We start from the raw sequence: 22,022 nt of genomic DNA, 5'->3' as shown, positions 1-22,022 counted from the left end.
AGCAGGGTCTCCCGCAGCCAGCGGTGGCCCGGATCCTCCTCGTGACGCTGATGCCAGATCAGCAGGTGAGAGATGCTGTCCAGCGCCACCGGCAGGGGCAGGGGCACCAGCGGATAGACCTGGGTCGCGTGGCGGGCGTAGAGGCGGGAGAGGGTCACTATCATGTCCGAGTGCATCCCCATTCGCAGCGCCGCCTCGAACGAGGGCACGGTCGCCTCGATCCGGCGATAGAGATCCTGCTCCGCCAGCTTGTGATCCAGCATCCAGCGATCCCGTCCCTCGCAATAGGTCTGCACATGGGGATAGGCCAGGTAGCGGGCGAGATCCCAGTCGGTTTCCTGTAGCGCCGGGTGATCCTGCTGCACCAGGCAGGTGAGATCGTCGATGGCGAGCAGCCGCTGGCAGATGGCGTTGGGCAGGGTATCGAGGCGAAAGTCCGAGGTGATGCAGTTCTCCCGCACCGTGAAGGCGATATCCACCTGGCCCTGACTCATCTCGGTCAGGCTGTGCTCGGTCCACTCCTCGTAACGCAGCCGGATCCCCGGTGCCTGGCGCTTGAGCTCGCTCAGATAGAGGGGGGCGAACAGGGTGAAGGCGCTGTCCATGCTGGCGATGACGAACTCCCGCTCCGTGCTGGCCGGATCGAAGGCCGGCGGTTGGATCAGGTTGTCCAGGGAGAGCAGTATGGGCTGCAACTGTTGCTGCAGATCCAGGGCGCGGGGGGTGGGATCCAGCCCGTAGGCGGAGCGCACGAACAGGGGATCGTCGAAGGTATCCCGCAGCCGACCCAGGGCCTTGCTGACGGCGGACTGACTCAGGTGCAGACGGCGAGCGGCCCGGCTGCCATTGCGCTCTTCCAGCAATACTTGCAGGATAATCAACAGATTAAGGTCTATTCGTCCGAGCTGTTCCAGCAACATGATATGAATCCTCTTCAATTCTTAGTTGAATTTATACCATTTGTTTTCATAACTTGGCGACCCTATGCTCGAATCGTCTCTCGCCTTCATGGCGGCTGGTACAGGATGTAGCGGTTGAGGGGACAAGTAGCACTGACTCGTACGGCGGCCATGGTCGCCGTATTTTTTTGCTGATTGATTCGCAAACTTGCACCTGCCTTGATTTCGCCCAACAATCTCTACGCTTTCTTTTGATACAAACAATCGGTATCTATCAGTCAGGAGTATCCCCATGGGACTCGGTGGAATTCATATCTGGCATTTATTGATCCTGCTCGTGGTCGTGGTTCTGGTGTTTGGCAGCAAACGCCTGGCCGGCGCCGGGGAGGATCTGGGCACCGCCATCAAGGACTTTCGCAAGGCCTTGCGTGACGATGACACTCAGCCGAAATAAGTAGGAGTTGAATGATGTCTGTAAAAGATCAAGTGCAGGATACCTGTGACAGCTGCGGCAGCATGGCCGAGATCGGCACCATCATAGGTGAGGGTGACGATGTGATGGAGTTGGTGATCGAGGCCGCGGCAGAAGCCGACGCCCGCGCCAAGCTGGCCGCCTACGAGGCACTGGCCAAGCAGGTCACCGCCGAAGCCGAGTGCAGCAGCGAACTGAGCCAGGGCGCCGACGGGGTGATCCTCAAGGCCCGCCTGCAATTTACCTGCACCGCCGAGAAGCTGATCTTCGAGATGCGTGCCCGCTCAATCTGAGCCCTGTGATCCGACGGCAGGTTCGCCTGCCGTCTTGACCCTCCAGTCCCGTTCTCCGTTCTATAGTGAGTTATCCCACCGGCGACCCAGCCGACGGGAGTCTGTCATCGGAAGGAGAGAAGATGCGGCTATGGATGTGGGGCCTGCTGGCCCTCTGGTGTCTCCCTCTGCTGGCGGCGGATCTCCATCCCCAGTCTGGCGCCACCCCCTCGCGCGTCCCTGACGTCAAACCCAAACTCCTGCCCCAGGCCGGGGATCTCGAGCATATTCTGCAGAAGAAAGAGCTCAGGGCCCTGGTGGTCTATGAGCGGGGTTTTTTCTTCTTCGACAAGGGCGCCCAATACGGCATCCTGGTCAATCAGCTGCAGGGCTTCGAGCGCTGGCTGAACAAGACCTACCTCCCTAAAGAGAAACTCAAACTCAAGATCATCTATATCCCGGTGCGCCAGGACAAGCTGCTGGACTACCTCACAGAGGGGCGCGGCGATCTGGTGGCGGCCAACATGACGGTGACCCCGACCCGGCGCGAGCAGGTCGCCTTCTCCCAACCCCTCATAGCCCCCATCGAGGAGTGGGTGGTGAGCCAACGGGATCTGCCCGGGTTCAACCGCATCACTCAGCTCTCCGGGCGACGGGTCTGGGTGCGGGCCAGCTCCAGCTACTATGAGAGCCTCAATCAGCTGAACTGGCTGTTTCGAGAGCTGGGGTTGCCCCCCGTCTATATCGAGAAGGTGCCTGAATATCTGCAGGACGGGGATCTGATGGAGATGGTGGCGGCCGGCATCATACCGCTCACCGTGACCGACAGTTTCAAGGGGCGGATCTGGCTCGACATGATTGGAGGCCTCAAGGCCCACAAGCTGATCCCGCTGCGGGACAAGGGCCGCAGCGCCTGGGCCCTGCGCAAGAACGATCCCGAGTTGCTCAAGGCGGTGAACGCCTACATCTCGGAGGCGAGCAAACGCACCCTCTACAGCGACATGACGCTGCGCCGCCTGCTGGCCCAGAGCGAGCAGATGAGCAACATATTGGCGCCGGATCCCCTGGGGCGGCTGTCGACCATCCGCAAGGTGATCGAGACCCAGGCCAGCAAGTACCAGCTGGACTGGCTGATGCTGGCGGCGCTCGGCTACAAGGAGTCCGGCCTTAATCCCAACGTCCGATCCAACAAGGGGGCGGTCGGCATCATGCAGCTGCTGCCGAGCACCGGTGGCGCCGTGGGGATCCGCGGGGCCAGGCTCACCAGTCTGGAGGGCAATGTGGAGGCGGCCTGCCGCTACATGCGCCACATCCTGGATACCTATTTCAACGACCCAGAGATGGACAATATCAACCGCCACCTGTTCGCGCTGGCGGCCTACAACGCTGGGCCCAACCGGGTGCAGGCGCTGCAGGCCAAGGCCAAGGACAGGGGGCTGGATCCGAACGTCTGGTTCGGCAACGTGGAGCAGCTGGTGGCCAACGAGGTGGGCCAGGGGCCCATCAACTACGTCGGCACCATCTACAAGTACTACGTGGCCTATCGCTTCAGCCTGCCCCAGCTGGAGGGCAAGTCCGAGGCCATCTCAGAAGCCAAAGAGGCGGTGCAACCCTGAGCGCTTATCCCCAAGCGGGGCGGTGCTCTTGATGGGCTCCGCCAAGGGCTTCCCAGCCCAGATCCCTGTGTTGCAGATACCAGGGGGCCAGTGGTCCGGCGGCGGGCTCCGGCTGGCTGGCGTGCGGTTGATGGCGCGAAGAGGGGTGGTCACACAGTTCCATGGTCGACTCCTTGGTGCGTGGCGATCGGGGCGCTTGTCCGGGTTATGCCATGGCCCAATGACAGGGAGATGAAGCTTGATCCCCGCCGAATTTGCCTTGCTGGACGATCCTTACGCCGCCCTGAAGCTGCGTTGCCAGTTGATCCGCGGTGCCCGCAGCCGGATCCAGGCCCAGTACTACAGCTGGGAGGAGGACGGCAGCGGCAAGCTGCTGTTGGCCGAACTGCTGCATGCGGCCAGGCGTGGAGTGCGGGTGCAGCTCTTGATCGACGATCTCTATGCCGGTGACAACCGCTTCCTGGAGATGGTGGCGCATCAGCCCGGCATAGAGGTGCGCCTGTTCAACCCGTTCTGGCTCAGAGGCTGGCGACCGCTGACCCTGTTGCTCGAAGGCCTGCTCAGCTTTCGGCGCATCAACCACCGCATGCACAACAAGCTGTTGCTGGTGGATGGCGGCCAGGGGGTGATAGGGGGTCGCAACATTGGGGATCGCTACTTCGGGCTGGGGGAGCCACCGCATTTCGTCGACCTGGATCTGGTCTGCCGGGGCCTGCTCTGCCAGCAGGCAGAGCAGGGTTTCGATCTCTACTGGCGCAGCCGCTGGAGCCACCCCATCCGGCATCTGCTGCGCCGAAAGCTGCTACCCGCCGAGGTCGCCAGCGTAAACGGCTTCCTGCTCACCCTGGCCGAGCCGGCGGTGGCCGCCCTCTACGATCTGCCCGCCAGCCTGTTTGACGACGAGCCGGTCCCTCTGCGCTGGCATGCGGGTCTGGGTGAGTTCTGTTTCGACAGGCCGGGCAAGGGACTGGTCTTCCGGCCGACCATGGCGTCCGAGCTTGGTCGCAGGCTGGCGGGCAATCTGGGGGCCCTGACGTTGGTGAGCCCTTACCTTGTGCTGACCCGCGGGCTGCGTCGCCGCCTCAAGGGCCAGCGGCTGGCCGGGGTGGCGATAAGGATCCTGACCAACTCATTGGCCAGCACGGATGTGCCCCTGGTATACGGCGCCTATCGCCGCCACCGCCCCTGGCTGGTGTGCCAGGGCATCGATCTGTATGAGCTGGAGAGTGAGGCGCTGAGCCTGCACGCCAAGCTGATCCTGATGGGTGAAGAGGAGGCCCTGCTCGGCAGCTTCAACCTGGATCCCCGCTCCCTGATGCTCAATACCGAGCTGATGCTGCATCTGAACTGCGGGCCGCTCTGCGCCGAGCTGCAATCCTGGCTGACCCCATGGCTGCAGGCATCCGCGCACCCGCAGCCACAGGCGTCGGCGCTGCGCCGCCTGCTGGCCAGGGTGAGCGACTGGTTGCCGCTGCGTCCCTGGCTGTAGCGTCCTCTTGTGCGAGATCTCGCAAAGCCTTGTGCGCCTTAGAGGATAACGTTTGCCATCCAATGTCGCAGAAATGTTTCATCGTATTGTTTTTAATCGATATTTGTCTGGTTATAAATCAATGACAGTTTGTCCTGTTTGCATACAGGCCCGTATAAAACGGTTTTTTATTTTATTTAACTGCGTAGTATTTCAAGCGCAAGGACAAACACGGTGGCTGGTCTGCCGTGCGGGTGAAGGTGATACGGGTATGGGTCGGTCGGATTGCTCCGGCAGACGCCGCCTTCGGGGAGCGGAAACCCCTGAGGTGGAACAAGATCCCGTCATGACCGGATCCCAATATGGAACATGCTATTTGCGAGGGGGTGACATGCGAATGTCGCCCCATTTTTTATGCCACTCTGCCCCTGATGGCAATAAAAAGACCGCCAATGGGCGGTCTTGCGAATGAGCGATGGCGGCGTCAGGCAAGGCCGGCCAACAGTCGGCTCCAGTTGCGTTTGCTGGCGATGAAGCCATCGCGCAGGGTGCGGTACTCCAACTGCAACCTGAGCCTGTCATAGCGGGCCAGCGCCTTGCGTTTGCGCTGCTCCAGCAGCCGCTTGCGGCTGGCGTAGTAGTGCTGGATCTGCTGGCTCAGCTTGTCGTACTCCTCCTGCAGCAGCGCCTGCCACAACTCCCGATCGTCCTCCTTGTGCAACCTGGCCTGGGCCCGTTTCAGCTGCATCTGCAGCCTGGCCTGCTCGATGCGCTCCTCCGGGCAGGATCTCAGATCCTTCGCCAGCCCGCACCAGGCGGCGCTTCGGATCAGCCACTTGGTAGGATCAAACTGCCACCAGTGGATGCCGTTGCGGTAGTCGTTTTCGAACAGGTGGTGGAAGTTGTGGTACCCCTCGCCGAAGGTGAAGAAGGCCAGGATGCCGTTGTCCCGCGCGCTGTTGCGGTCGGTGAAGGGCTGGCTGCCCCAGATGTGGGCCAGCGAGTTGATGAAGAAGGTGGTGTGATGGGTCATCACCATGCGCAGCACCCCGGCCAGCAGTAACATGCCGAGCAGATCCCCGTGGATCAGCCCCAGCAACAGCGGGATGCCGATGTTGGTGCCGAGGGTCAGTGCCAGATAGTGCCTGTGCTGGAAGGCGACGACGGGGTTGCTCTGCAGATCCCGCACATTGCTGTAATCGTGGTAGCGCTCGCCCTGGTATTCCCGCAGCATCCAGCCGATATGGGAGTACCAGAAACCGCGGCCGGCGCTGTAGGGATCCTGATGGTTGTCATCCACATGGCGGTGGTGGCGACGGTGATCCGACGACCAGTGCAGGGCCGAGTTTTGCAGGGCGAGGGCGCCGCCGATGGCGAAGATCCACTGCAGGATCGGGTGCGCCTTGTAGGCCTTGTGGGACCAGAGCCGGTGGTAGCCGGCGGTGATGGAGATGCCGCAATAGCAGAACAGCAGCAGGAAGCTGAGCCACTGCCAGAGATCGTAGCCATGGGTCAGCCCGTACCAGGGCACGGCGATCAGTGCCGTCAGCCCGGAGAGGGCGAACAGCAGGGTGTTGGTCATGATGATCGGGGGGCGTTCCATTTCACTCGGCTCCTTTCAGCGAACAGCTGTGCGCCATTCTCCATTGAGCCGGAATGTGGGTCAATGGTAAAAAAGTCGGAGACAAACCGGATCCCGGCCCGCCCTTCGGGTTATCATTTGGCCTCGCTAACCTCAAGGTGACTGTTTTCGTGGGTATTCGCGCGCAACAAAAAGAAAAAACCCGGCGTACGCTGATCGAGGCGGCGTTCAGTCAAGTCTGTGCCAACCGCAGTTTCTCCAACCTCAGTCTGCGGGAAGTGGCACGGGAAGCGGGCATAGCCCCGACCTCCTTCTACCGCCATTTCCGCGACATGGAAGAGCTGGGGTTGACCCTGGTGGACGAGGGCGGCCTGACCCTGCGCCAGCTGATGCGCCAGGCGCGTCAGCGCATCGCCGGGGGTGGCAGCGTCATCAGCACCTCGGTGCAGACCTTTATGGAATTCGTGGAAAACAACCCGAACATCTTCCGTTTGCTGCTGCGTGAGCGCTCCGGTACCTCGGCGGCCTTCCGCCAGGCGGTGGCCCGCGAGATCCAGCACTTCATCGCCGAACTGACCGATTATCTGGAAGCGACCACGGAAGCGCCACGGGAAGAGGCCTACATCCAGGCCGAAGCCATGGTGACCATCGTCTTCAGCGCCGGTGCCGACGCCCTCGACATGACCAGCGAGGAGTGCAAGGCTCTCTCCGATCGCACCATCAGCCAGTTGCGGATGATCGCCATGGGCGCCGAGGTGCTGAACCGCAAGCGTCGTGAATCTCTCTCATAACTCAAGGATGGACTGCCATGCATGAACCGAACGCGATCCCCAAGAAACCCCTGCTGCTGGCCCTGCTCATCGGTATCTGTGGCGACGCCTTCCTGTCGGTGTTGACCGAGTCGGCCGTGCCCTTCTCCTTCTTCCCCCTGATCGCCCTGGTGCTGGCCGCCTATCAGCTCTACCAGCACTATCGCCATGAGCCCATGGTGGGAAATACCCCGACCTGCATGGTGCTCAGCTTTTTCATCGGCGTTTTTGGCCATTCGGCGCTGATCAAGGTGCAATATCCTGATCTAGGCAGCAATTTCTTCTCCCTGATCGCCATGTTGCTGCTGCTCGCCGTGCTCTCCATCAAGCTCGGTGTCAGTGTGGGGAAAAAAGTGAAGGAGTGACGAGTCACTCCTTCGGATGGGGTCGGGATGTGAGGCGCCAGCCTCAGTCGGCCTGCGGGGGCGCCCCTTTCTGTTTGGCATCTATGATGGCCTGCAGCTTGGCGCGGATCTCCATCATGCCGAACACGCCGAAGATCAGCACCTGGGTGAACTCGAGTCTGGTGACCGCGAAGTAGGGCTTGCAGGCCGCCTTGATGAGGCTCGCCTGCACCCAGTGCATCAGGGCCACGATCAGGCCGCAGACCGGCAGGAAGCCGTTCAGCTTGCCAGGCAGGGTACCAAACAGGGCGAGGATCACCCCGAGCCAGAAGAACAGCAGCACACCCATCGCCAACAGATTAAACACGCGCTTCATCGTTTATCTCCCTTACATAGAGCTGATAGCAGACCTGATCTGATCGACCTGCTTGTCCTTGAGTCATTGTCCACATTGACCGGGGAGGGGACATCGCCCATTTCCCCTCCCGTACGGTGTTTAAACCGCAGCGTCATTCTTGGTGTCTCGTAGATAGAGCTGATAACAGACTTGACCGGCCTGCTTGTCCTTGAGTAATTGCCAGCTGGCGGGCAGGGCCAGATCGGCCATCTCCTTTTCCCGTTCAAGATAGATGAGCGCATCCGGTGCCAGCCAGCCACGCTGCTCCAGCAGGTCACACACCTGGGGCAGCAGCTCGCGGCGAAACGGCGGATCCAGGAACACCAGATCGAACGGGGTCACCGGGCCTTGCAACCAGCTTATCGCATCGGCTTGGATGACTTGGCCTTGCTGGCTGCCGAGGGCCACCAGATTCTTCTTGAGCTGATCGGCCGCGCCCTTGTCCATCTCGACCAGGGTCACCTGTTCGGCATAGCGGGACAGGGCCTCCAGCCCCAGGCCGCCACTGCCGGCAAACAGATCCAGGCAGCGGGTACCACGCACGTGGGGCGCCAGCCAGTTGAAGATGGTTTCCTTGACACGGTCCGTGGTGGGCCTGAGTCCGTCCAGATCCTTGACCGGCAGTTTGCGACCCTTCCACTGGCCGCTGATGATTCTTACAAAGCCCGCTTTTCCCTGTGGGATCGGGCTTTTATTGGGGGTGCTACGGCTGGATTTCACTCTGGGCATCGCGTTTCGTCGTCAGAAAATAAAGTGGTAGTATAAGGCGGTTCATTTTTATGCCACCCCACCGAGGGACGGCTATCTTAGCAGTCAGCCAACGAAGTGAGTATTTTTTAGATGGCAAAAGGTTTGTTTTCCTGGCTGGGTTTCGGCCGCAAGAAAGAAGAGGCTGAGGCCGTCCCATCACAGGCGCCCGACGCCCCCCCGGTGATCCCTGAGTCTGAGGCCAGCGTTGCCCCGGCTCCCGTTGCCGAGACTCCCCCGACCGACGCACAACCGGATGCCTTCCCGACGACGCCGGATGAAGGTCCTCTGGTGGTGGAAGAGTGTGAGTCCGAGCTCGAGCCCGTCATCGTCAACGAGGCGCTGATCGCCGACGAAGCCAAGGCCGCAGAGGAAGCTCGCCTTGCCGCCGAGGCTCAGGCTGCGGAAGAAGCCCGCATTGCCGCCGAGGCACAGGCTGCCGAGGCAGCTCGCCTTGCCGCCGAAGCTCAGGCTACGGAAGAGGCTCGCATCGCCACCGAGGCTCGGGCTGCCGAAGAGGCTCGCGTTGCCGCTGAAGTTCAGGCTTCGGAAGAAGCCCGCATTGCCGCCGAGGCGCAGGCTGCCGAGGAGGCTCGCATCGCCGCCGAAGCCCAGGCTGCCGAAGAAGCTCGCCTTGCCGCCGAAGCCCAGGCTGCCGAAGAGGCTCGCCTTGCCGCCGAGGCTCAGGCTGCGGAAGAGGCTCGCGTTGCCGCTGAGGCTCAGGCTGCTGAGGACGCTCGCGTTGCCGCCGAAGCTCAGGCTGCGGAAGAGGCTCGCGTTGCCGCCGAGGCTCAGGCTGCGGAAGAAGCCCGCATCGCCGCTGAGGCCCAGGCTGCGGAAGAAGCTCGCATCGCCGCCGAAGCACAGGCCGCCGAAGAAGCCCGTATCGCCAAAGAGGCCCAGCGAGCGGAGGATCTGCGCCTGGTCGCCGAGATGGAGGCCGCCGCCCTGGCTGCCCTGCCACTGGCGGCTCAGGTGGATGACGACACCCAGGAGAAACCGCAGCGGGAGGGCTTCTTCGCCCGCCTCAAGCGCAGCCTGGTGCGCACCAAGGAAAATATCGGCTCCGGTTTCTTCGGCCTGTTCAGTGGCAAGAAGATCGACGACGAGCTGTTCGAGGAGCTGGAGACCCAGCTGCTGACTGCGGATCTCGGGGTCGATACCACCAGTCGCATCATAGACGGCCTAGTGCAGCATGCGGATCGCAAGCAGCTCAAGGATGCCGAGGCGCTTTACGGCCTGCTCAAGCAGGACATGGGGGAGATACTGGCCAAGGTCGAGAAGCCGCTGGTCATCGACACCAGCAAGAAGCCCTATGTGATCCTGATGGTCGGCGTCAACGGGGTGGGCAAGACCACCACCATCGGCAAGCTGGCCAAGCAGTTTCAGGCCGAGGGCAAGAGCGTCATGCTGGCCGCCGGTGACACCTTCCGTGCCGCTGCCGTCGAGCAGTTGCAGGTCTGGGGTCAGCGCAACAACATTCCGGTCATCGCCCAGCACACCGGCGCCGACTCCGCCTCCGTCATCTATGATGCCATCGAGGCCGCCCGTTCCCGTGGTGCCGACGTGTTGATCGCCGACACAGCCGGCCGCCTGCAGAACAAGAGCAACCTGATGGAAGAGCTCAAGAAGGTGGTGCGGGTGATGAAGAAGCTGGACGAGGAAGCCCCCCACGAGATCATGCTGACCCTGGATGCGGGCACAGGCCAGAATGCCCTGAGCCAGGCCAAGCTGTTCAGCGAGGCGGTGGGCCTGACCGGCATCACCCTCACCAAGCTGGACGGTACCGCCAAGGGCGGGATCATCTTCGCGATGGCGGACAAGTTCCAGATCCCGATCCGTTACATCGGGGTGGGCGAGGGGATAGATGACTTGCGTCCCTTCGTCGCCAACGACTTTATCGAGGCACTGTTCAGCCGCGATGAGTAAGCTCAGGCATGATCAGTAAACGTCACACGCCCCGACTCAGGTCGGGGCTTGTCAATGTCAGGGATCCGTTATGATTCGTTTCGATAAGGTCAGCAAGGTATACAGCGGTGGCCATCAGGCGCTGCAGAAGGTCAGTTTCCACCTGCGCAAGGGGGAGATGGCCTTCCTGACCGGTCACTCCGGGGCGGGCAAGAGTACCCTGCTCAAGCTCATCAGCGTGATGGAGCGGCCGACCGATGGCCGGGTCTTCTTCCACGGGGACGACGTCAGCCAGATCAAGCGCGGCCAGATCCCCTATGTGCGCCGCCAGATCGGCATGATCTTCCAGGATCACAGGTTGCTGATGGACAGAACCGTGTTCGACAACGTGGCCCTGCCGCTGGTGATCGATGGCTACAGCCACGCCGACATCAACAAGCGGGTGGCGGCTGCGCTGGACAAGGTCGGCCTGCTCGGCAAGGAGCGCTACCAGCCGCGCATGCTATCTGGCGGTGAACAGCAACGGGTCGGCATCGCCCGCGCCATCGTCAACAAGCCGCCGCTGCTGCTGGCGGATGAGCCGACCGGCAACCTGGATCCCCAGCTCTCCATGGACATCATGCGATTGTTCGAAGAGTTCAACCGCTTCGGTGTCTCAGTGCTGATTGCGACCCACGATCTGGGGCTCATCGCCCGCATGCGCTACCGCACCCTGACCCTCAAGGCGGGCCGCATGTATTCACAGCAACCGGAGGAGGAAGTCTGATGGCCATCGTTCGTCATAAACAACCCCTGCTACGCCGGCTGGTCATGTACTGGGTGGATCACCTGCGCCAGGCCTTCGCCAGCATGGGGGAGCTGTGGCGCAATCCGCTCGCCTCCCTGATGACGCTGGCGGTGCTCGGCGTCAGCCTGGCGCTGCCCTCCTGCTTCCACGTGTTGCTGAAGAACGCCGAGGTGGTGGAGGGCAATTGGCAGACCAGCTCCCAGATCTCCCTCTATCTGCGCAAAGACCTGCCGGAGCAGAGCATTCTCGACATGAAGCAGAGGATCCTGCTATATCCCGAGGTGGAATCAGTCACTTATATGAACCGGGACGAGGCGCTGAAGGAGTTTCGCGAGATCTCCGGCTTCGGTGATGCCCTCGATTACCTCGACAGCAACCCGCTGCCGCCCGTGCTGAGCGTGATCCCGGATCCGCGCTGGCAGAACCCGGAAGGGGCTGCCGAGCTGCTCGCCAAACTGGAGAACGAACCCGGCATCGAGCAGGGCAAGCTGGACTTGCAGTGGCTGACCCGGTTGCAGGGGATCATGAACCTGCTGCGCCACACCATCACAGGCATCGCAGTGCTGCTGCTCTCCGCCGTGCTGCTGATCGTCGGCAACACACTGCGGCTGAATATTCTCAACCAGCGCTCCGAGATCGAGGTGCTCAAGCTGGTGGGGGCGACCGATGCCTTCATCCACCGTCCCTTCCTCTATACCGGCATCTGGTTCGGGGTGATCGGCGGCATGCTGGCCTGGTGGCTGACCGAGGTGATGGTGATCTGGAGCGAAGGGGTCGTGAAGGAGCTGGCCGGGCTCTATAACAGCAGTTTCCGCCTGGTGGGCATGGGTGCGGCCGATGGCTTCAATCTGATACTGCTGGGGGCTTTGTTGGGGCTGATTGCGTCCTGGTTTTCGGTACACAGGCACATTCGCGACATAGAACCATCTTGATTGATTTACCAGCAGTGCAAAGCGCTGGATTTTGCGAACTGGATCAAGTAAAAGAATGGCCCGTTTCTGGCACGGCCAGGTTTCTCAGAGTAATCTGAATGATGCCTGCGTTCAGGATCTTCTCTGGATCCTATGAACCTTTTGATTTATAAGCAGTCTATCTAGTGCGACAGAATGTATACGGGTATGGCCCCTCTGCCTTGCTCGTCTGACTTGGCAAGCATGTGAAGGTTGCGAGCTCCGCAACAATGGACTTAGCATGCTACTTTTCGGGGGTCCTTCACTGTGACCCCTTTTTTTTGACTGTTCATTTATGATTCATCCCGTCGGCATAAGATAAGCCGGGTTCACGCTGGGGCTGATGTTTGACTTATGTTTGACGTGAGCCGCAGAATGGCCCCCGGTCGGTAGACAGACCCTCTCAGGGTGTTAGACTGGTTCGATTGAAAAGTAAGAGGTAGAACATGGGAACTTCATTGCAGCGCACTATGGCTCTGATTCCGCAAGGTAGTCTGGAAGGCTATATCCAGGCAGTTAACTCGATTCCTGTGCTGAGCGCAGAGGAAGAGCGTGAACTGGCGACGCGCTTGCAGCAGGGTGGCGATCTCGAGGCTGCCCGTCAGCTGGTCATGTCGCACCTGCGTTTTGTCGTTCACGTGGCCAAGAGCTACGCTGGCTATGGCCTGCCTCAGGCTGATCTGGTGCAAGAAGGCAATATCGGCCTGATGAAGGCGGTGAAGCGCTTCGACCCGAGTGTCGGGGTACGTCTGGTCTCCTTCGCCGTGCACTGGATCAAGGCCGAGATCCACGAATATGTTCTGCGCAACTGGCGCATGGTCAAGGTGGCGACCACCAAGGCCCAGCGCAAGCTGTTCTTCAACCTGCGCAAATCCAAGAAGCGTCTGGGCTGGTTTAGCCACGACGAGGTGCAGGCCGTTGCCGCCGAGCTCGGGGTCTCCCCGTCCGATGTGACCGAGATGGAAGCCCGGATGAGCAACTACGATCAGGCGTTCGATCTGGTCGGCGATGATGAAGACGAGGGTGGCTTCGCCCCGGTTCACTATCTGGAAGACAAGTCTTCCGATCTGGCTGCCACCATAGAGAACGACAACTGGGACAACCACGCCACCCGTCGCCTGAGTGCGGCCCTGGCAACCCTGGACGAGCGCAGCCAGCACATCATCCGTGCCCGCTGGCTGGATGAAGAGAGCAAGACCACCTTGCAGGAGCTGGCCGATACTTATGGTGTCTCGGCAGAGCGGGTGCGTCAGCTCGAGAAAAACGCGCTGAAGAAATTGAAAGACGCCATGGATGCCTGAGGCATTCCAGAGACAAAGCAGGGCCTGATGGCCCTGTTTTTGTATCTGCGCCATCAGATCGGATCTGTTGCGACGCCTTGCCCCCAAAGGCGCCGAATATGATATGTTGCCGCCATTAACACTCTAGGGAGAGCAGAAGTGAAACTGTTAAACGACCTGTTTACCAACAACCGCGAGTGGGCGGAGCAGATCAAGGCCGAGGATCCCGAGTTCTTCGCGACCCTTTCCGCCCAGCAGGCACCTGAATATCTCTGGATCGGCTGCTCCGACAGCCGGGTGCCCGCCAACCAGCTGATGGGCCTGCTGCCGGGGGATGTCTTCGTTCACCGCAACGTCGCCAACCTGGTGGTGCATACCGACTTCAACTGCCTCTCCGTGCTGCAATATGCGGTCGAGGTGCTCAAGGTGAAGCACATCATCGTCTGCGGCCACTACGGCTGTGGCGGCGTGCTGGCGGCCATGAAGAACACCGAGCTGGGTCTCATCGACAACTGGCTGCGCAACATCAAGGATGTGTACTTCAAATACCGCGAGCAGCTCGATGCCATCGAGGACGAGCACGAGCGTCACGACTATCTGTGCGAGCTGAACGTGGCCGAGCAGGTGGCCAACGTCTGCCATACCACCATCATCCAGAACGCCTGGCGCAAAGGGCAGGAGCTGGCGGTGCATGGCTGGATCTACGGCATCAAGGACGGTCTGCTGCACGATCTGGATCTCTGCATCAGCGGTCCGGATCAGATTGCCGACGTTTACCGCGCCTGGCCGGACATGCGTCCGCCCCGTCGCCGCTGAGGCGCTGATCCTTGGCGCCCGCGCTCTACCTGCAGATCAAGCAGCACATTCTCGACGGGATCCGCGAGCGCCACTATCAGTCCGGCGATCAGATCCCGACCGAGGCGGCCCTGTGCGAGCAGTTCTCCGTGAGCCGGATGACGGTCAACAAGGCCCTGCGTGAGCTGGTGACTGAAGGCTGGCTGGTGCGCACCGCCGGCTCCGGCAGCTTCGTGGCGGATCGGCGCGCCGAGTCGCCCCTGCTGGCCATCCGCAACATCGCCGACGAGATCGCCGAGCGGGGCAGCCAGTACAGCGCCCGGGTGATCCGCCTGCAGCGTCAGGCCGCCGACGAGAAGGTGGCGGTGCGGCTCGGGTTGCGGGTGGGGGCCCCCACCTTCCACAGCCTCATCGTCCACCAGGCCGATGGGGAGCCGCTGCAGCTGGAGGAGCGTTTCGTCGATGCGGAGCGTCTGCCGGACTATGGCGAGCAGGATTTCACCCGTCAGACACCGAACAGCTATCTGATGGAGATCTGCCCCCTCTCCGAGATGGAGCATGTGGTGGAGGCCGTGTTGCCGAGTGCAGGTGAAGCGGGATTGTTGCAGGTACGAGTCGATACCCCCTGCCTATTGTTGCACCGGCGCACCTGGTCGGACGGCTATCTGGTCTCCTACGCCAGGCTGCTGTCGCCGGGATCCCGCTACAAGCTGAGCTCCAAGACCCGACTAACCTAATTGTATATACATATAGACCTTTCAAAAGCCCACCACTCGGTGGGCTTTTTTGTGTTTAAACTCTAATGAAATAGCTGTTATCAAGATGTGAACTCGATCCTATCTTTCTCGTCAGGGATCGGCTATAAATTATTGTATATACATTTGAGGTCGCTATGAACAAGGAACTGTTAAGCTGCGAGCGGGTCTGGCTCAATGTGATGCCTGCCACCCTGCGCCCCGATCTGGTGGACTACGGCCTGCTGGAACCTCATGCCCTTGGGGTACACGAGGGCAAGATCCACGCCCTGGTGCCCATGCAGGATCTCAAGGGGCCGCACCCGGCTCACTGGCGAGACATGAAGGGTCGGCTGGTGACCCCTGGCCTCATCGATTGCCACACCCACCTCATCTTCGCCGGCAGCCGCGCCGAGGAGTTTGAACAGCGCCAGAAGGGCGTGCCCTACGCCGACATCGCCCGCAAGGGCGGTGGCATCCTCAGCACAGTGCGGGCCACCCGGGCAGCCAGCGAGGATCAGCTCTATGAGCTGGCGGTGCCGAGGATCAAGTCCCTGATCCGGGAAGGGGTCACCACGGTCGAGATCAAGTCCGGCTACGGCCTCACCCTGGCGGACGAGCTCAAGATGCTGCGGGTCGCCCGCCGCCTCGGGGAGGCGCTGCCGATCCGGGTCAAGACCACCTTGCTGGCCGCCCATGCGGTGCCACTCGAGTTTCGCGACGATCCCGACTCCTGGGTCGAGACCATCTGCCAGGAGATCATCCCGGCGGCCGCCGAGGCGGGTCTGGCGGATGCGGTGGACGTCTTCTGCGAGCACATAGGTTTCTCGCTTGCCCAGACAGAGCAGGTCTATCTGGCGGCGGATCAATACGGTCTGGCGGTGAAGGGACACATGGATCAGCTCTCGAATCTCGGGGGCAGCACGCTTGCCGCCCACTTTGGAGCCCTCTCGGTGGACCACCTTGAGTATCTGGATTCTGCGGGGATCCAGGCGCTGGCCCATCGCGGCGTGGTGGCGACCCTGTTGCCCACCGCGTTTTACTTCCTGAAAGAGACCAAGTTGCCGCCGGTCGAGGCGCTGCGCCGGGCCGGAGTGCCCATGGCGGTCTCCTCCGACATCAACCCGGGCACGGCGCCCATCGTCTCCCTGCGCATGGCCATGAACATGGCCTGCACCCTGTTCGGCCTGACGCCGGTCGAGGCCATGGCCGGGGTCACCCGCCACGCCGCCCAGGCGCTGGGGGAGCAGGAGAGGCTCGGGCAGTTGAGAGTGGGCATGCTGGCGGACTTTCTGGTCTGGAATTGCCACCATCCTGCCGAGCTCAGCTACCTCATCGGCGTCGATCAGCTGGTGAGCCGGGTGGTCAACGGTGAGGAGACCCATCATGGCTGAGTTGCACATAGACATGAGCGTCTGGCAGGGGCGCCAGGATCCGGAAGATGGAGAACTGGCCCTGCGTTGGCACGACAGGGTGCGGCCCTGGCAAGAGGATGTGGCTCCCGGTGTGGCCCTGGTGGGTTTTGCCTGCGATGAAGGCGTGCGCCGCAACAAGGGGCGTGTGGGGGCCGCCGCCGCGCCTCAGGCGATTCGCAAGCTGCTGGCCAACAGTGCCTGGCATCTGAGCCAACCGGTTTACGACAGTGGCGATCTGGCCTGTGAAGACGGCGATCTCGATGCCGCCCACGACCGATTGGCGCAGCGGATCGCCCGCCTGCTGGGCGAGGGACATTTCCCGCTGGTGCTCGGCGGAGGCCACGAGGTGGCCTTCGGTAGCTGGAGCGGCCTCAACCGTCATCTGGCTGGCAAGGGCAAGGTGGGGATCATCAATCTGGATGCCCACTTCGATCTGCGCATGAAGCTGGAGCAGGCGAGCTCCGGCACCCCCTTCTTCCAGATTGCCGAACAGTGCGCCGCTCAGGGCAGCGCCTTTCACTACGCCTGCCTCGGGGTAGCCGAGGCCGCCAACACGGCGGCGCTCTTTGCCAGAGCTCAGGCGTTGGGGGTCTGGCACGTGCTGGACGAGGCCATGACCCAGAGTGATCTGCCCGAGCTGCTGAACGGTCTGGATGCCTTTATCGCCCGCTGTGATCACCTCTATCTCACCATCGATCTCGATGTGCTGCCGGTTGCCGTCATGCCGGGGGTGAGTGCCCCCGCCGCCCGTGGCGTCGAGCTAGCGGTCATAGAACCTCTGATCGCCCATATCCGGGCCAGCGGCAAGCTCAGGCTCGCCGACCTGGCCGAGTACAACCCGAACCTGGATCAGGACAACCGCAGCGCCCGCGTGGCCGCCCGGCTGGTCCACCAGTTAACCAAGTAGCGCTCTGCCGAAGGCAGGTCGCCATGTTGCTGTATCGATAAACAAGGAGTGTGTATGTCTGTGCAACACCAGGATCCCCGCCACGATCCCAATCGCGTGATCCGTGCCCCCCGCGGCACCGAGCTGACGGCGAAGAGCTGGCTCACCGAGGCGCCCCTGCGGATGCTGATGAACAACCTGGATCCGGAGGTGGCCGAGCATCCCCAGTCCCTGGTGGTGTACGGCGGCATAGGCCGCGCCGCCCGCAACTGGGCCTGCTATGACAAGATCGTTGAGGTGCTGACCCGGCTCGAGGAGGATCAGACCCTGCTGGTGCAATCCGGCAAGCCGGTCGGGGTGTTCCAGACCCACAAGGATGCGCCTCGGGTGCTGATTGCCAACTCCAACCTGGTACCCCACTGGGCGAACTGGGAGCACTTCAACGAGCTCGATAAGAAGGGCTTGATGATGTACGGCCAGATGACCGCCGGATCCTGGATCTACATAGGCACCCAGGGAATAGTGCAGGGCACCTACGAGACCTTCTTCGCGGTGGCAAACCAGCACTTCGACGGCAAGCCCGCGGGTCGCTGGATCCTGACCGGTGGCCTCGGCGGCATGGGTGGCGCTCAGCCCCTGGCCGCGACCATGGCGGGTTTCTCCATGATCGCCGTGGAGTGCGACGAGACCCGCATCGATTTTCGCTTGAAGACCCGCTATGTGGACAAGAAGGCCCACAGCCTGGACGAGGCGCTGGCCATGGTCGAGGATGCCAAACGCAGCGGCACCGCCGTCTCCGTTGGCCTGCTCGGCAATGCCGCCGATGTGTTCGCCGAGCTGGTGGCCCGTGGCATCACCCCGGACGTGGTGACCGACCAGACCTCAGCCCATGACCCCATTCACGGCTACCTGCCCCAGGGTTGGAGCGTCTCCCAGTGGCGTGAGCTGCAAAAAACGGCGCCCCAGGAAGTGAATCAGGCCGCCCGCCACTCCATGGCTCGCCAGGTGGAAGCCATGCTGACCCTGCAGGGCCGCGGTGCGGCGACCCTGGATTACGGCAACAATATCCGTCAGATGGCGCTGGAGGAGGGGGTGAAGAACGCCTTCGACTTCCCGGGCTTCGTGCCCGCCTACATACGCCCGCTGTTCTGCGAGGGCATAGGCCCATTCCGCTGGGTGGCCCTGTCTGGCGATCCGGAAGATATCTACAAGACGGATCAGAAGGTCAAGGAGTTGATCCCGGACGATCCTCACCTGCACAACTGGCTCGACATGGCCCGCGAGCGCATCGCCTTCCAGGGCCTGCCGGCGCGGATCTGCTGGGTCGGGGTCAAGGATAGAGTGCGCCTCGGCCTCGCCTTCAACGAGATGGTCAAAAGCGGCGAGCTGAAGGCCCCCGTGGTGATCGGTCGCGATCACCTGGACTCCGGCTCGGTGGCGAGTCCGAACCGGGAAACGGAATCCATGATGGATGGTTCGGATGCGGTCTCCGACTGGCCCCTGCTCAATGCCTTGCTGAATACTGCGGGCGGCGCTACCTGGGTCTCCCTGCATCACGGCGGCGGTGTGGGCATGGGCTTCTCCCAGCATTCGGGCGTGGTCATCGTCTGTGATGGCACGGATGACGCCGCCAAGCGGATCGGCCGAGTGCTGCGCAACGATCCGGCCACCGGCGTGATGCGTCACGCGGATGCGGGCTACGAGATTGCCATCGATTGTGCCCATGAGGCGAAACTGGACTTGCCCATGCTGGCTGCTGCTGGCAAAGGAGTGAAATAAGATGTTTGAACTCAATCTGTTACCCGGTGAACTGACCCTAGCCACCCTGCGCCGCGTCAGCCGCGAGCCGGTTCATATCAGCCTGGATCCGTCCGCCAAGCCCGCCATCGAGGCCTCGGCGGCCGTGGTCACCAAGGTGATCGAGCAAAATCGCGTCGTGTACGGCATCAACACCGGCTTCGGCCTGCTGGCCAATACCCGCATCCCTGTGGAACAGCTGGACGAGCTGCAGCGCTCCATAGTGCTGTCCCACGCGGCCGGGATTGGCGAGTACATGGATGACGCCAGCGTACGGCTGATGATGGTGCTCAAGGTCAACTCCCTGGCCCGTGGCTTCTCCGGCATCCGGCTGGAGGTGCTGCAGGCCCTGATGCGACTCATCAATGCCGAGGTCTACCCGGTCGTGCCGAAGAAGGGCTCCGTCGGTGCCTCCGGCGATCTCGCGCCACTTGCCCACATGAGCTGTCTGCTCATAGGAGAGGGCAAGGCCCGCCACAAGGGCGAGCTGATGGATGCCGCCGCGGCGCTCAAGATCGCGGGTCTGGAGGCCATCTCATTGGCGCCGAAAGAGGGGCTGGCCCTGCTCAACGGCACCCAAGCCAGCACGGCCTTCGCGCTGGAGGGGCTGTTCCACGCCGAGGATCTCTACGCCGGCGCCATCACAATCGGTGCCATGAGCGTGGAGGCGGCGCTCGGCAGTCGTCGTCCGTTCGATGCCCGCATCCACGCGGTGCGCGGCCAGCGCGGCCAGATCGACGCGGCCGCCTGCTATCGTCACCTGCTGGTAGAGGAGAGCGAGATCGGCATGTCCCACCACAACTGCGAGAAGGTGCAGGATCCTTACTCCCTGCGCTGCCAGCCCCAGGTGATGGGCGCCTGTCTGACCCAGATCCGTCAGGCCGCCGAGGTGCTGGTGTGCGAGGCCAACGCGGTTTCCGACAACCCCCTGGTGTTCGCCGACGATGAGGAGATCCTCTCCGGCGGCAACTTCCACGCAGAACCCGTGGCCTTCGCCGCCGACAACCTGGCCCTGGCCATCGCCGAGATAGGGTCGCTCTCCGAGCGACGCATGGCCCTGCTGATCGACTCCCGCATGTCCGGTCTGCCGGCCTTCCTGGTGAACAACGGCGGGGTGAACTCGGGCTTCATGATCGCCCAGGTCACCTCGGCGGCGCTGGCCTCCGAGAACAAGACCCTGGCCCACCCGGCCTCGGTGGACAGCCTGCCCACCTCAGCCAACCAGGAGGATCACGTCTCCATGGCGACCTTCGCCGGTCGCCGCCTGGCTGACATGGCGGAAAATACCCGCGGCATCCTGGCGGTGGAGCTGCTGGCGGCGGCCCAGGGGCTGGATTTCCGCGCCCCCCTGCGCAGCACCGAACTCATCGAGCTGGCCAAGGGACGCTTGCGTGAAGAGGTCAGCTTCTACGACAAGGACAGGTACTTCTCGCCGGACATCGAAGCCGCCGCCGCCCTGCTGGGCGCCGCCAGCTACAACGATCTGATCCCGGCCGGTGTGCTGCCGAGCCTCTGATCCCAAGCATGATTGGCCCATAAAAAAGACCGCCCGAGGGCGGTCTTTTCGCTTTGTATCGAAGCTGGCGCTAACTAGGCTTACTCGAACATCAGGAACAGATAGACCACGAACAGCACCAGGTGGGTGGCACCGTGCAGGGCATTGGTGCGACCGCTGCTGAAGGTCACCTTGCAGACCATTAGGGTGGTGATGAGCAGCACCATGTCGGCGGCAGAGAGACCGAGACGCACCTCCTGGCCCATCATGGCCCCGATAAACAGCACGGCCGGTACCGTGAGCGCTATGGTGGCCAGCACGGATCCGAAATAGAGGTTCATGGCGCGCTGCAACTGGTTGTTGAATGCCGCCTTGATGGCACCGACCGCCTCGGGCGCCAACACGATACAGGCCACGATGAAGCCACCCAGGGCCGCCGGGGCGTCCATCACATGGACCCCGTAGTTGATGGGGATGGCGAGGGTCTTGGCCAGCAGGATCACCACCACCAGATAGGCGAGCAGCAGCAGGGTGTGGTAGACGTTGCTCTGCAGCGGGCCGTGGTGTTCTTCGTGATCCTCGTGATCGCTGTCGACGAAGAAGTGGCTGTGGCTGCGGGTCTGGATCAGCAGGAAGACGCCGTAGAGCAGGATGGAGATGATGATCAGCATCCAGGACATGGCGCGGGACATGCCGCCTATGTTGCCACCCTCGGTGAAGTTCGGCAGCACCAGGCAGAGCAGGGCCAGGGGGATGATGGCTACCAGATAGGATTTGACCCCATCCAGGTTGAAGCTCTGGGTGTGGTAGCGCCAGCCGCCAAACAGCAGGGTGAAGCCCACCAGGCCATTGGTCACCAGCATCACCACGGCGAACATGGTGTCTCGCGCCATCTCGGGGTTGGGTTTGCCGGTCAGCATGACGGAGGAGATCATCACCACTTCCAGCGAGATGACCGACAGGGTCAGGATCAGGGTGCCGAAGGGTTCGCCCAGCTTGATGGCCAGGGCATCCGAGTGGCGCACGACCGAGAAGATGGCCCAGGTGACGATGGCGAGCAGGGCCAGCGACACCGGCAGATAGACAGCAAGGGGGGTGGCCTCTGTCAGCAGGTCGCCGCCCAGCGTCTTGAAGAACAGCAAGGTCAGCAGGCCGACGAACAGGGCAATCTCTTGCCGGATAAATGACTTCATAGGCAGTGGTTCTCATCTCGGGGCGGCGTGAGCCGACGGGGAAAAGGACAAGTCCGGCATGGACCATGACGAATCTGCATATGATAAGGGCTGTTGCCTGGTTCGGGGAAAATCATTTTGATGGGATGGGTTTACCCTCCCTCATCCCAGCCCCGCAGTCACCGGCGTCCGATCGC

Annotated in this window: 22 protein-coding genes; 16 read left to right on the top strand and 6 right to left on the bottom strand. The window is 62.1% G+C overall.

What is annotated here, in order from left to right; all coding sequences use genetic code 11:
- Nucleotides 1–920, bottom strand: a 920-nt coding sequence (locus CUC44_RS04790) for a LysR substrate-binding domain-containing protein (RefSeq protein ID WP_100858873.1), incomplete at its 3' end; no start/stop codon positions are given.
- Nucleotides 921–1,191: 271 nt separating this feature from the next.
- Between CUC44_RS04790 and tatA the strand changes: the two genes are divergently transcribed.
- The 3 genes from tatA to CUC44_RS04775 all read left to right on the top strand — a co-directional run bounded on the left by tatA (nucleotide 1,192) and on the right by CUC44_RS04775 (nucleotide 3,259).
- Nucleotides 1,192–1,353: a twin-arginine translocase TatA/TatE family subunit gene (gene tatA / locus CUC44_RS04785; RefSeq protein ID WP_100858833.1), complete on the top strand. Its 162-nt coding sequence runs from the start codon at nucleotides 1,192–1,194 to the stop codon at nucleotides 1,351–1,353.
- A gap of 14 nt (nucleotides 1,354–1,367) precedes the next feature.
- Nucleotides 1,368–1,664 (top strand): YfcZ/YiiS family protein, encoded by a 297-nt coding sequence (locus CUC44_RS04780; protein WP_100858832.1) that lies wholly within the window; start codon nucleotides 1,368–1,370, stop codon nucleotides 1,662–1,664.
- A gap of 122 nt (nucleotides 1,665–1,786) precedes the next feature.
- Entirely contained in the window at nucleotides 1,787–3,259 is a 1,473-nt protein-coding gene (locus CUC44_RS04775; RefSeq protein WP_100858831.1) for an MltF family protein, read from the top strand.
- A gap of 4 nt (nucleotides 3,260–3,263) precedes the next feature.
- Here the strand turns inward: CUC44_RS04775 and CUC44_RS21080 are convergent, their stop codons facing one another.
- A complete protein-coding gene (locus CUC44_RS21080; RefSeq protein ID WP_167388776.1) occupies nucleotides 3,264–3,422 on the bottom strand; it encodes a hypothetical protein in 159 nt (52 codons plus the stop codon).
- Nucleotides 3,423–3,497: 75 nt separating this feature from the next.
- Here CUC44_RS21080 and CUC44_RS04770 point away from each other — a divergent pair, with 75 nt between their 5' ends.
- Entirely contained in the window at nucleotides 3,498–4,748 is a 1,251-nt protein-coding gene (locus CUC44_RS04770; protein WP_100858830.1) for a phospholipase D family protein, read from the top strand.
- A 463-nt stretch (nucleotides 4,749–5,211) separates the two neighbouring features.
- Here CUC44_RS04770 and CUC44_RS04765 read toward each other — a convergent pair whose 3' ends face one another.
- Entirely contained in the window at nucleotides 5,212–6,330 is a 1,119-nt protein-coding gene (locus CUC44_RS04765; RefSeq protein ID WP_100858829.1) for an acyl-CoA desaturase, read from the bottom strand.
- A 149-nt stretch (nucleotides 6,331–6,479) separates the two neighbouring features.
- On the opposite strand from CUC44_RS04765, the gene fabR reads away from it, so the two are divergent.
- Together fabR and CUC44_RS04755 are read left to right on the top strand one after the other, a co-directional pair.
- On the top strand, nucleotides 6,480–7,100 hold the full coding sequence (fabR, locus tag CUC44_RS04760) for an HTH-type transcriptional repressor FabR (RefSeq protein WP_100858872.1): 621 nt from the start codon (nucleotides 6,480–6,482) through the stop codon (nucleotides 7,098–7,100).
- 17 nt (nucleotides 7,101–7,117) lie between these two features.
- Nucleotides 7,118–7,483, top strand: coding sequence for a YijD family membrane protein (locus CUC44_RS04755; protein ID WP_100858828.1), 366 nt, complete (start codon nucleotides 7,118–7,120; stop codon nucleotides 7,481–7,483).
- A 43-nt stretch (nucleotides 7,484–7,526) separates the two neighbouring features.
- On the opposite strand, the gene CUC44_RS04750 is transcribed toward CUC44_RS04755, so the two are convergent.
- Entirely contained in the window at nucleotides 7,527–7,838 is a 312-nt protein-coding gene (locus CUC44_RS04750) for a DUF1145 domain-containing protein (RefSeq protein WP_100858827.1), read from the bottom strand.
- A gap of 120 nt (nucleotides 7,839–7,958) precedes the next feature.
- On the bottom strand, nucleotides 7,959–8,588 hold the full coding sequence (rsmD, locus tag CUC44_RS04745) for a 16S rRNA (guanine(966)-N(2))-methyltransferase RsmD (RefSeq protein ID WP_100858826.1): 630 nt from the start codon (nucleotides 8,586–8,588) through the stop codon (nucleotides 7,959–7,961).
- A 111-nt stretch (nucleotides 8,589–8,699) separates the two neighbouring features.
- Here rsmD and ftsY point away from each other — a divergent pair, with 111 nt between their 5' ends.
- The 10 genes from ftsY to hutH all read left to right on the top strand — a co-directional run bounded on the left by ftsY (nucleotide 8,700) and on the right by hutH (nucleotide 20,674).
- Nucleotides 8,700–10,535 (top strand): signal recognition particle-docking protein FtsY, encoded by a 1,836-nt coding sequence (gene ftsY / locus CUC44_RS04740; protein ID WP_100858825.1) that lies wholly within the window; start codon nucleotides 8,700–8,702, stop codon nucleotides 10,533–10,535.
- Between the two features lie 70 nt (nucleotides 10,536–10,605).
- Complete coding sequence (gene ftsE, locus CUC44_RS04735) at nucleotides 10,606–11,280, top strand: cell division ATP-binding protein FtsE (protein WP_100858824.1); 675 nt, start codon at nucleotides 10,606–10,608, stop codon at nucleotides 11,278–11,280.
- Nucleotides 11,280–12,233, top strand: coding sequence for a permease-like cell division protein FtsX (gene ftsX / locus CUC44_RS04730; protein WP_100858823.1), 954 nt, complete (start codon nucleotides 11,280–11,282; stop codon nucleotides 12,231–12,233). Before ftsE ends, ftsX begins: the two co-directional genes overlap by 1 nt.
- Nucleotides 12,234–12,697: 464 nt before the next feature.
- Nucleotides 12,698–13,552 (top strand): RNA polymerase sigma factor RpoH, encoded by an 855-nt coding sequence (gene rpoH, locus CUC44_RS04725; RefSeq protein WP_100858822.1) that lies wholly within the window; start codon nucleotides 12,698–12,700, stop codon nucleotides 13,550–13,552.
- A 138-nt stretch (nucleotides 13,553–13,690) separates the two neighbouring features.
- A complete protein-coding gene (gene can, locus CUC44_RS04720) occupies nucleotides 13,691–14,347 on the top strand; it encodes a carbonate dehydratase (protein WP_100858821.1) in 657 nt (218 codons plus the stop codon).
- Nucleotides 14,348–14,358: 11 nt separating this feature from the next.
- Entirely contained in the window at nucleotides 14,359–15,063 is a 705-nt protein-coding gene (gene hutC, locus CUC44_RS04715) for a histidine utilization repressor (protein WP_100858820.1), read from the top strand.
- A 155-nt stretch (nucleotides 15,064–15,218) separates the two neighbouring features.
- Nucleotides 15,219–16,454, top strand: coding sequence for an imidazolonepropionase (gene hutI, locus CUC44_RS04710; RefSeq protein WP_100858819.1), 1,236 nt, complete (start codon nucleotides 15,219–15,221; stop codon nucleotides 16,452–16,454).
- Nucleotides 16,447–17,382, top strand: coding sequence for a formimidoylglutamase (gene hutG / locus CUC44_RS04705; protein WP_100858818.1), 936 nt, complete (start codon nucleotides 16,447–16,449; stop codon nucleotides 17,380–17,382). The genes hutI and hutG overlap by 8 nt, the downstream gene beginning before the upstream one ends.
- 54 nt (nucleotides 17,383–17,436) lie before the next feature.
- The gene (gene hutU / locus CUC44_RS04700) at nucleotides 17,437–19,140 is read left to right on the top strand and encodes a urocanate hydratase (protein WP_100858817.1); all 1,704 of its coding nucleotides are present in this window, start codon (nucleotides 17,437–17,439) and stop codon (nucleotides 19,138–19,140) included.
- Between the two features lies 1 nt (nucleotide 19,141).
- Nucleotides 19,142–20,674 (top strand): histidine ammonia-lyase, encoded by a 1,533-nt coding sequence (gene hutH / locus CUC44_RS04695; RefSeq protein ID WP_100858816.1) that lies wholly within the window; start codon nucleotides 19,142–19,144, stop codon nucleotides 20,672–20,674.
- 80 nt (nucleotides 20,675–20,754) lie between these two features.
- Here the strand turns inward: hutH and CUC44_RS04690 are convergent, their stop codons facing one another.
- Nucleotides 20,755–21,846 carry a calcium:cation antiporter gene (locus CUC44_RS04690; protein WP_100858815.1) on the bottom strand — a complete coding sequence of 364 codons (1,092 nt, stop codon included), beginning with the start codon at nucleotides 21,844–21,846 and terminating at the stop codon, nucleotides 20,755–20,757.
- Between the last annotated feature and the right edge of the window lie 176 nt (nucleotides 21,847–22,022).

Origin of the sequence: Aeromonas lusitana (assembly GCF_002812985.1) — a bacterium.
GTDB lineage: Bacteria > Pseudomonadota > Gammaproteobacteria > Enterobacterales > Aeromonadaceae > Aeromonas > Aeromonas lusitana.
The sequence above is the reverse complement of the archived record's forward strand: the minus strand, read 5'-3'. Positions and strand labels throughout refer to the sequence as shown.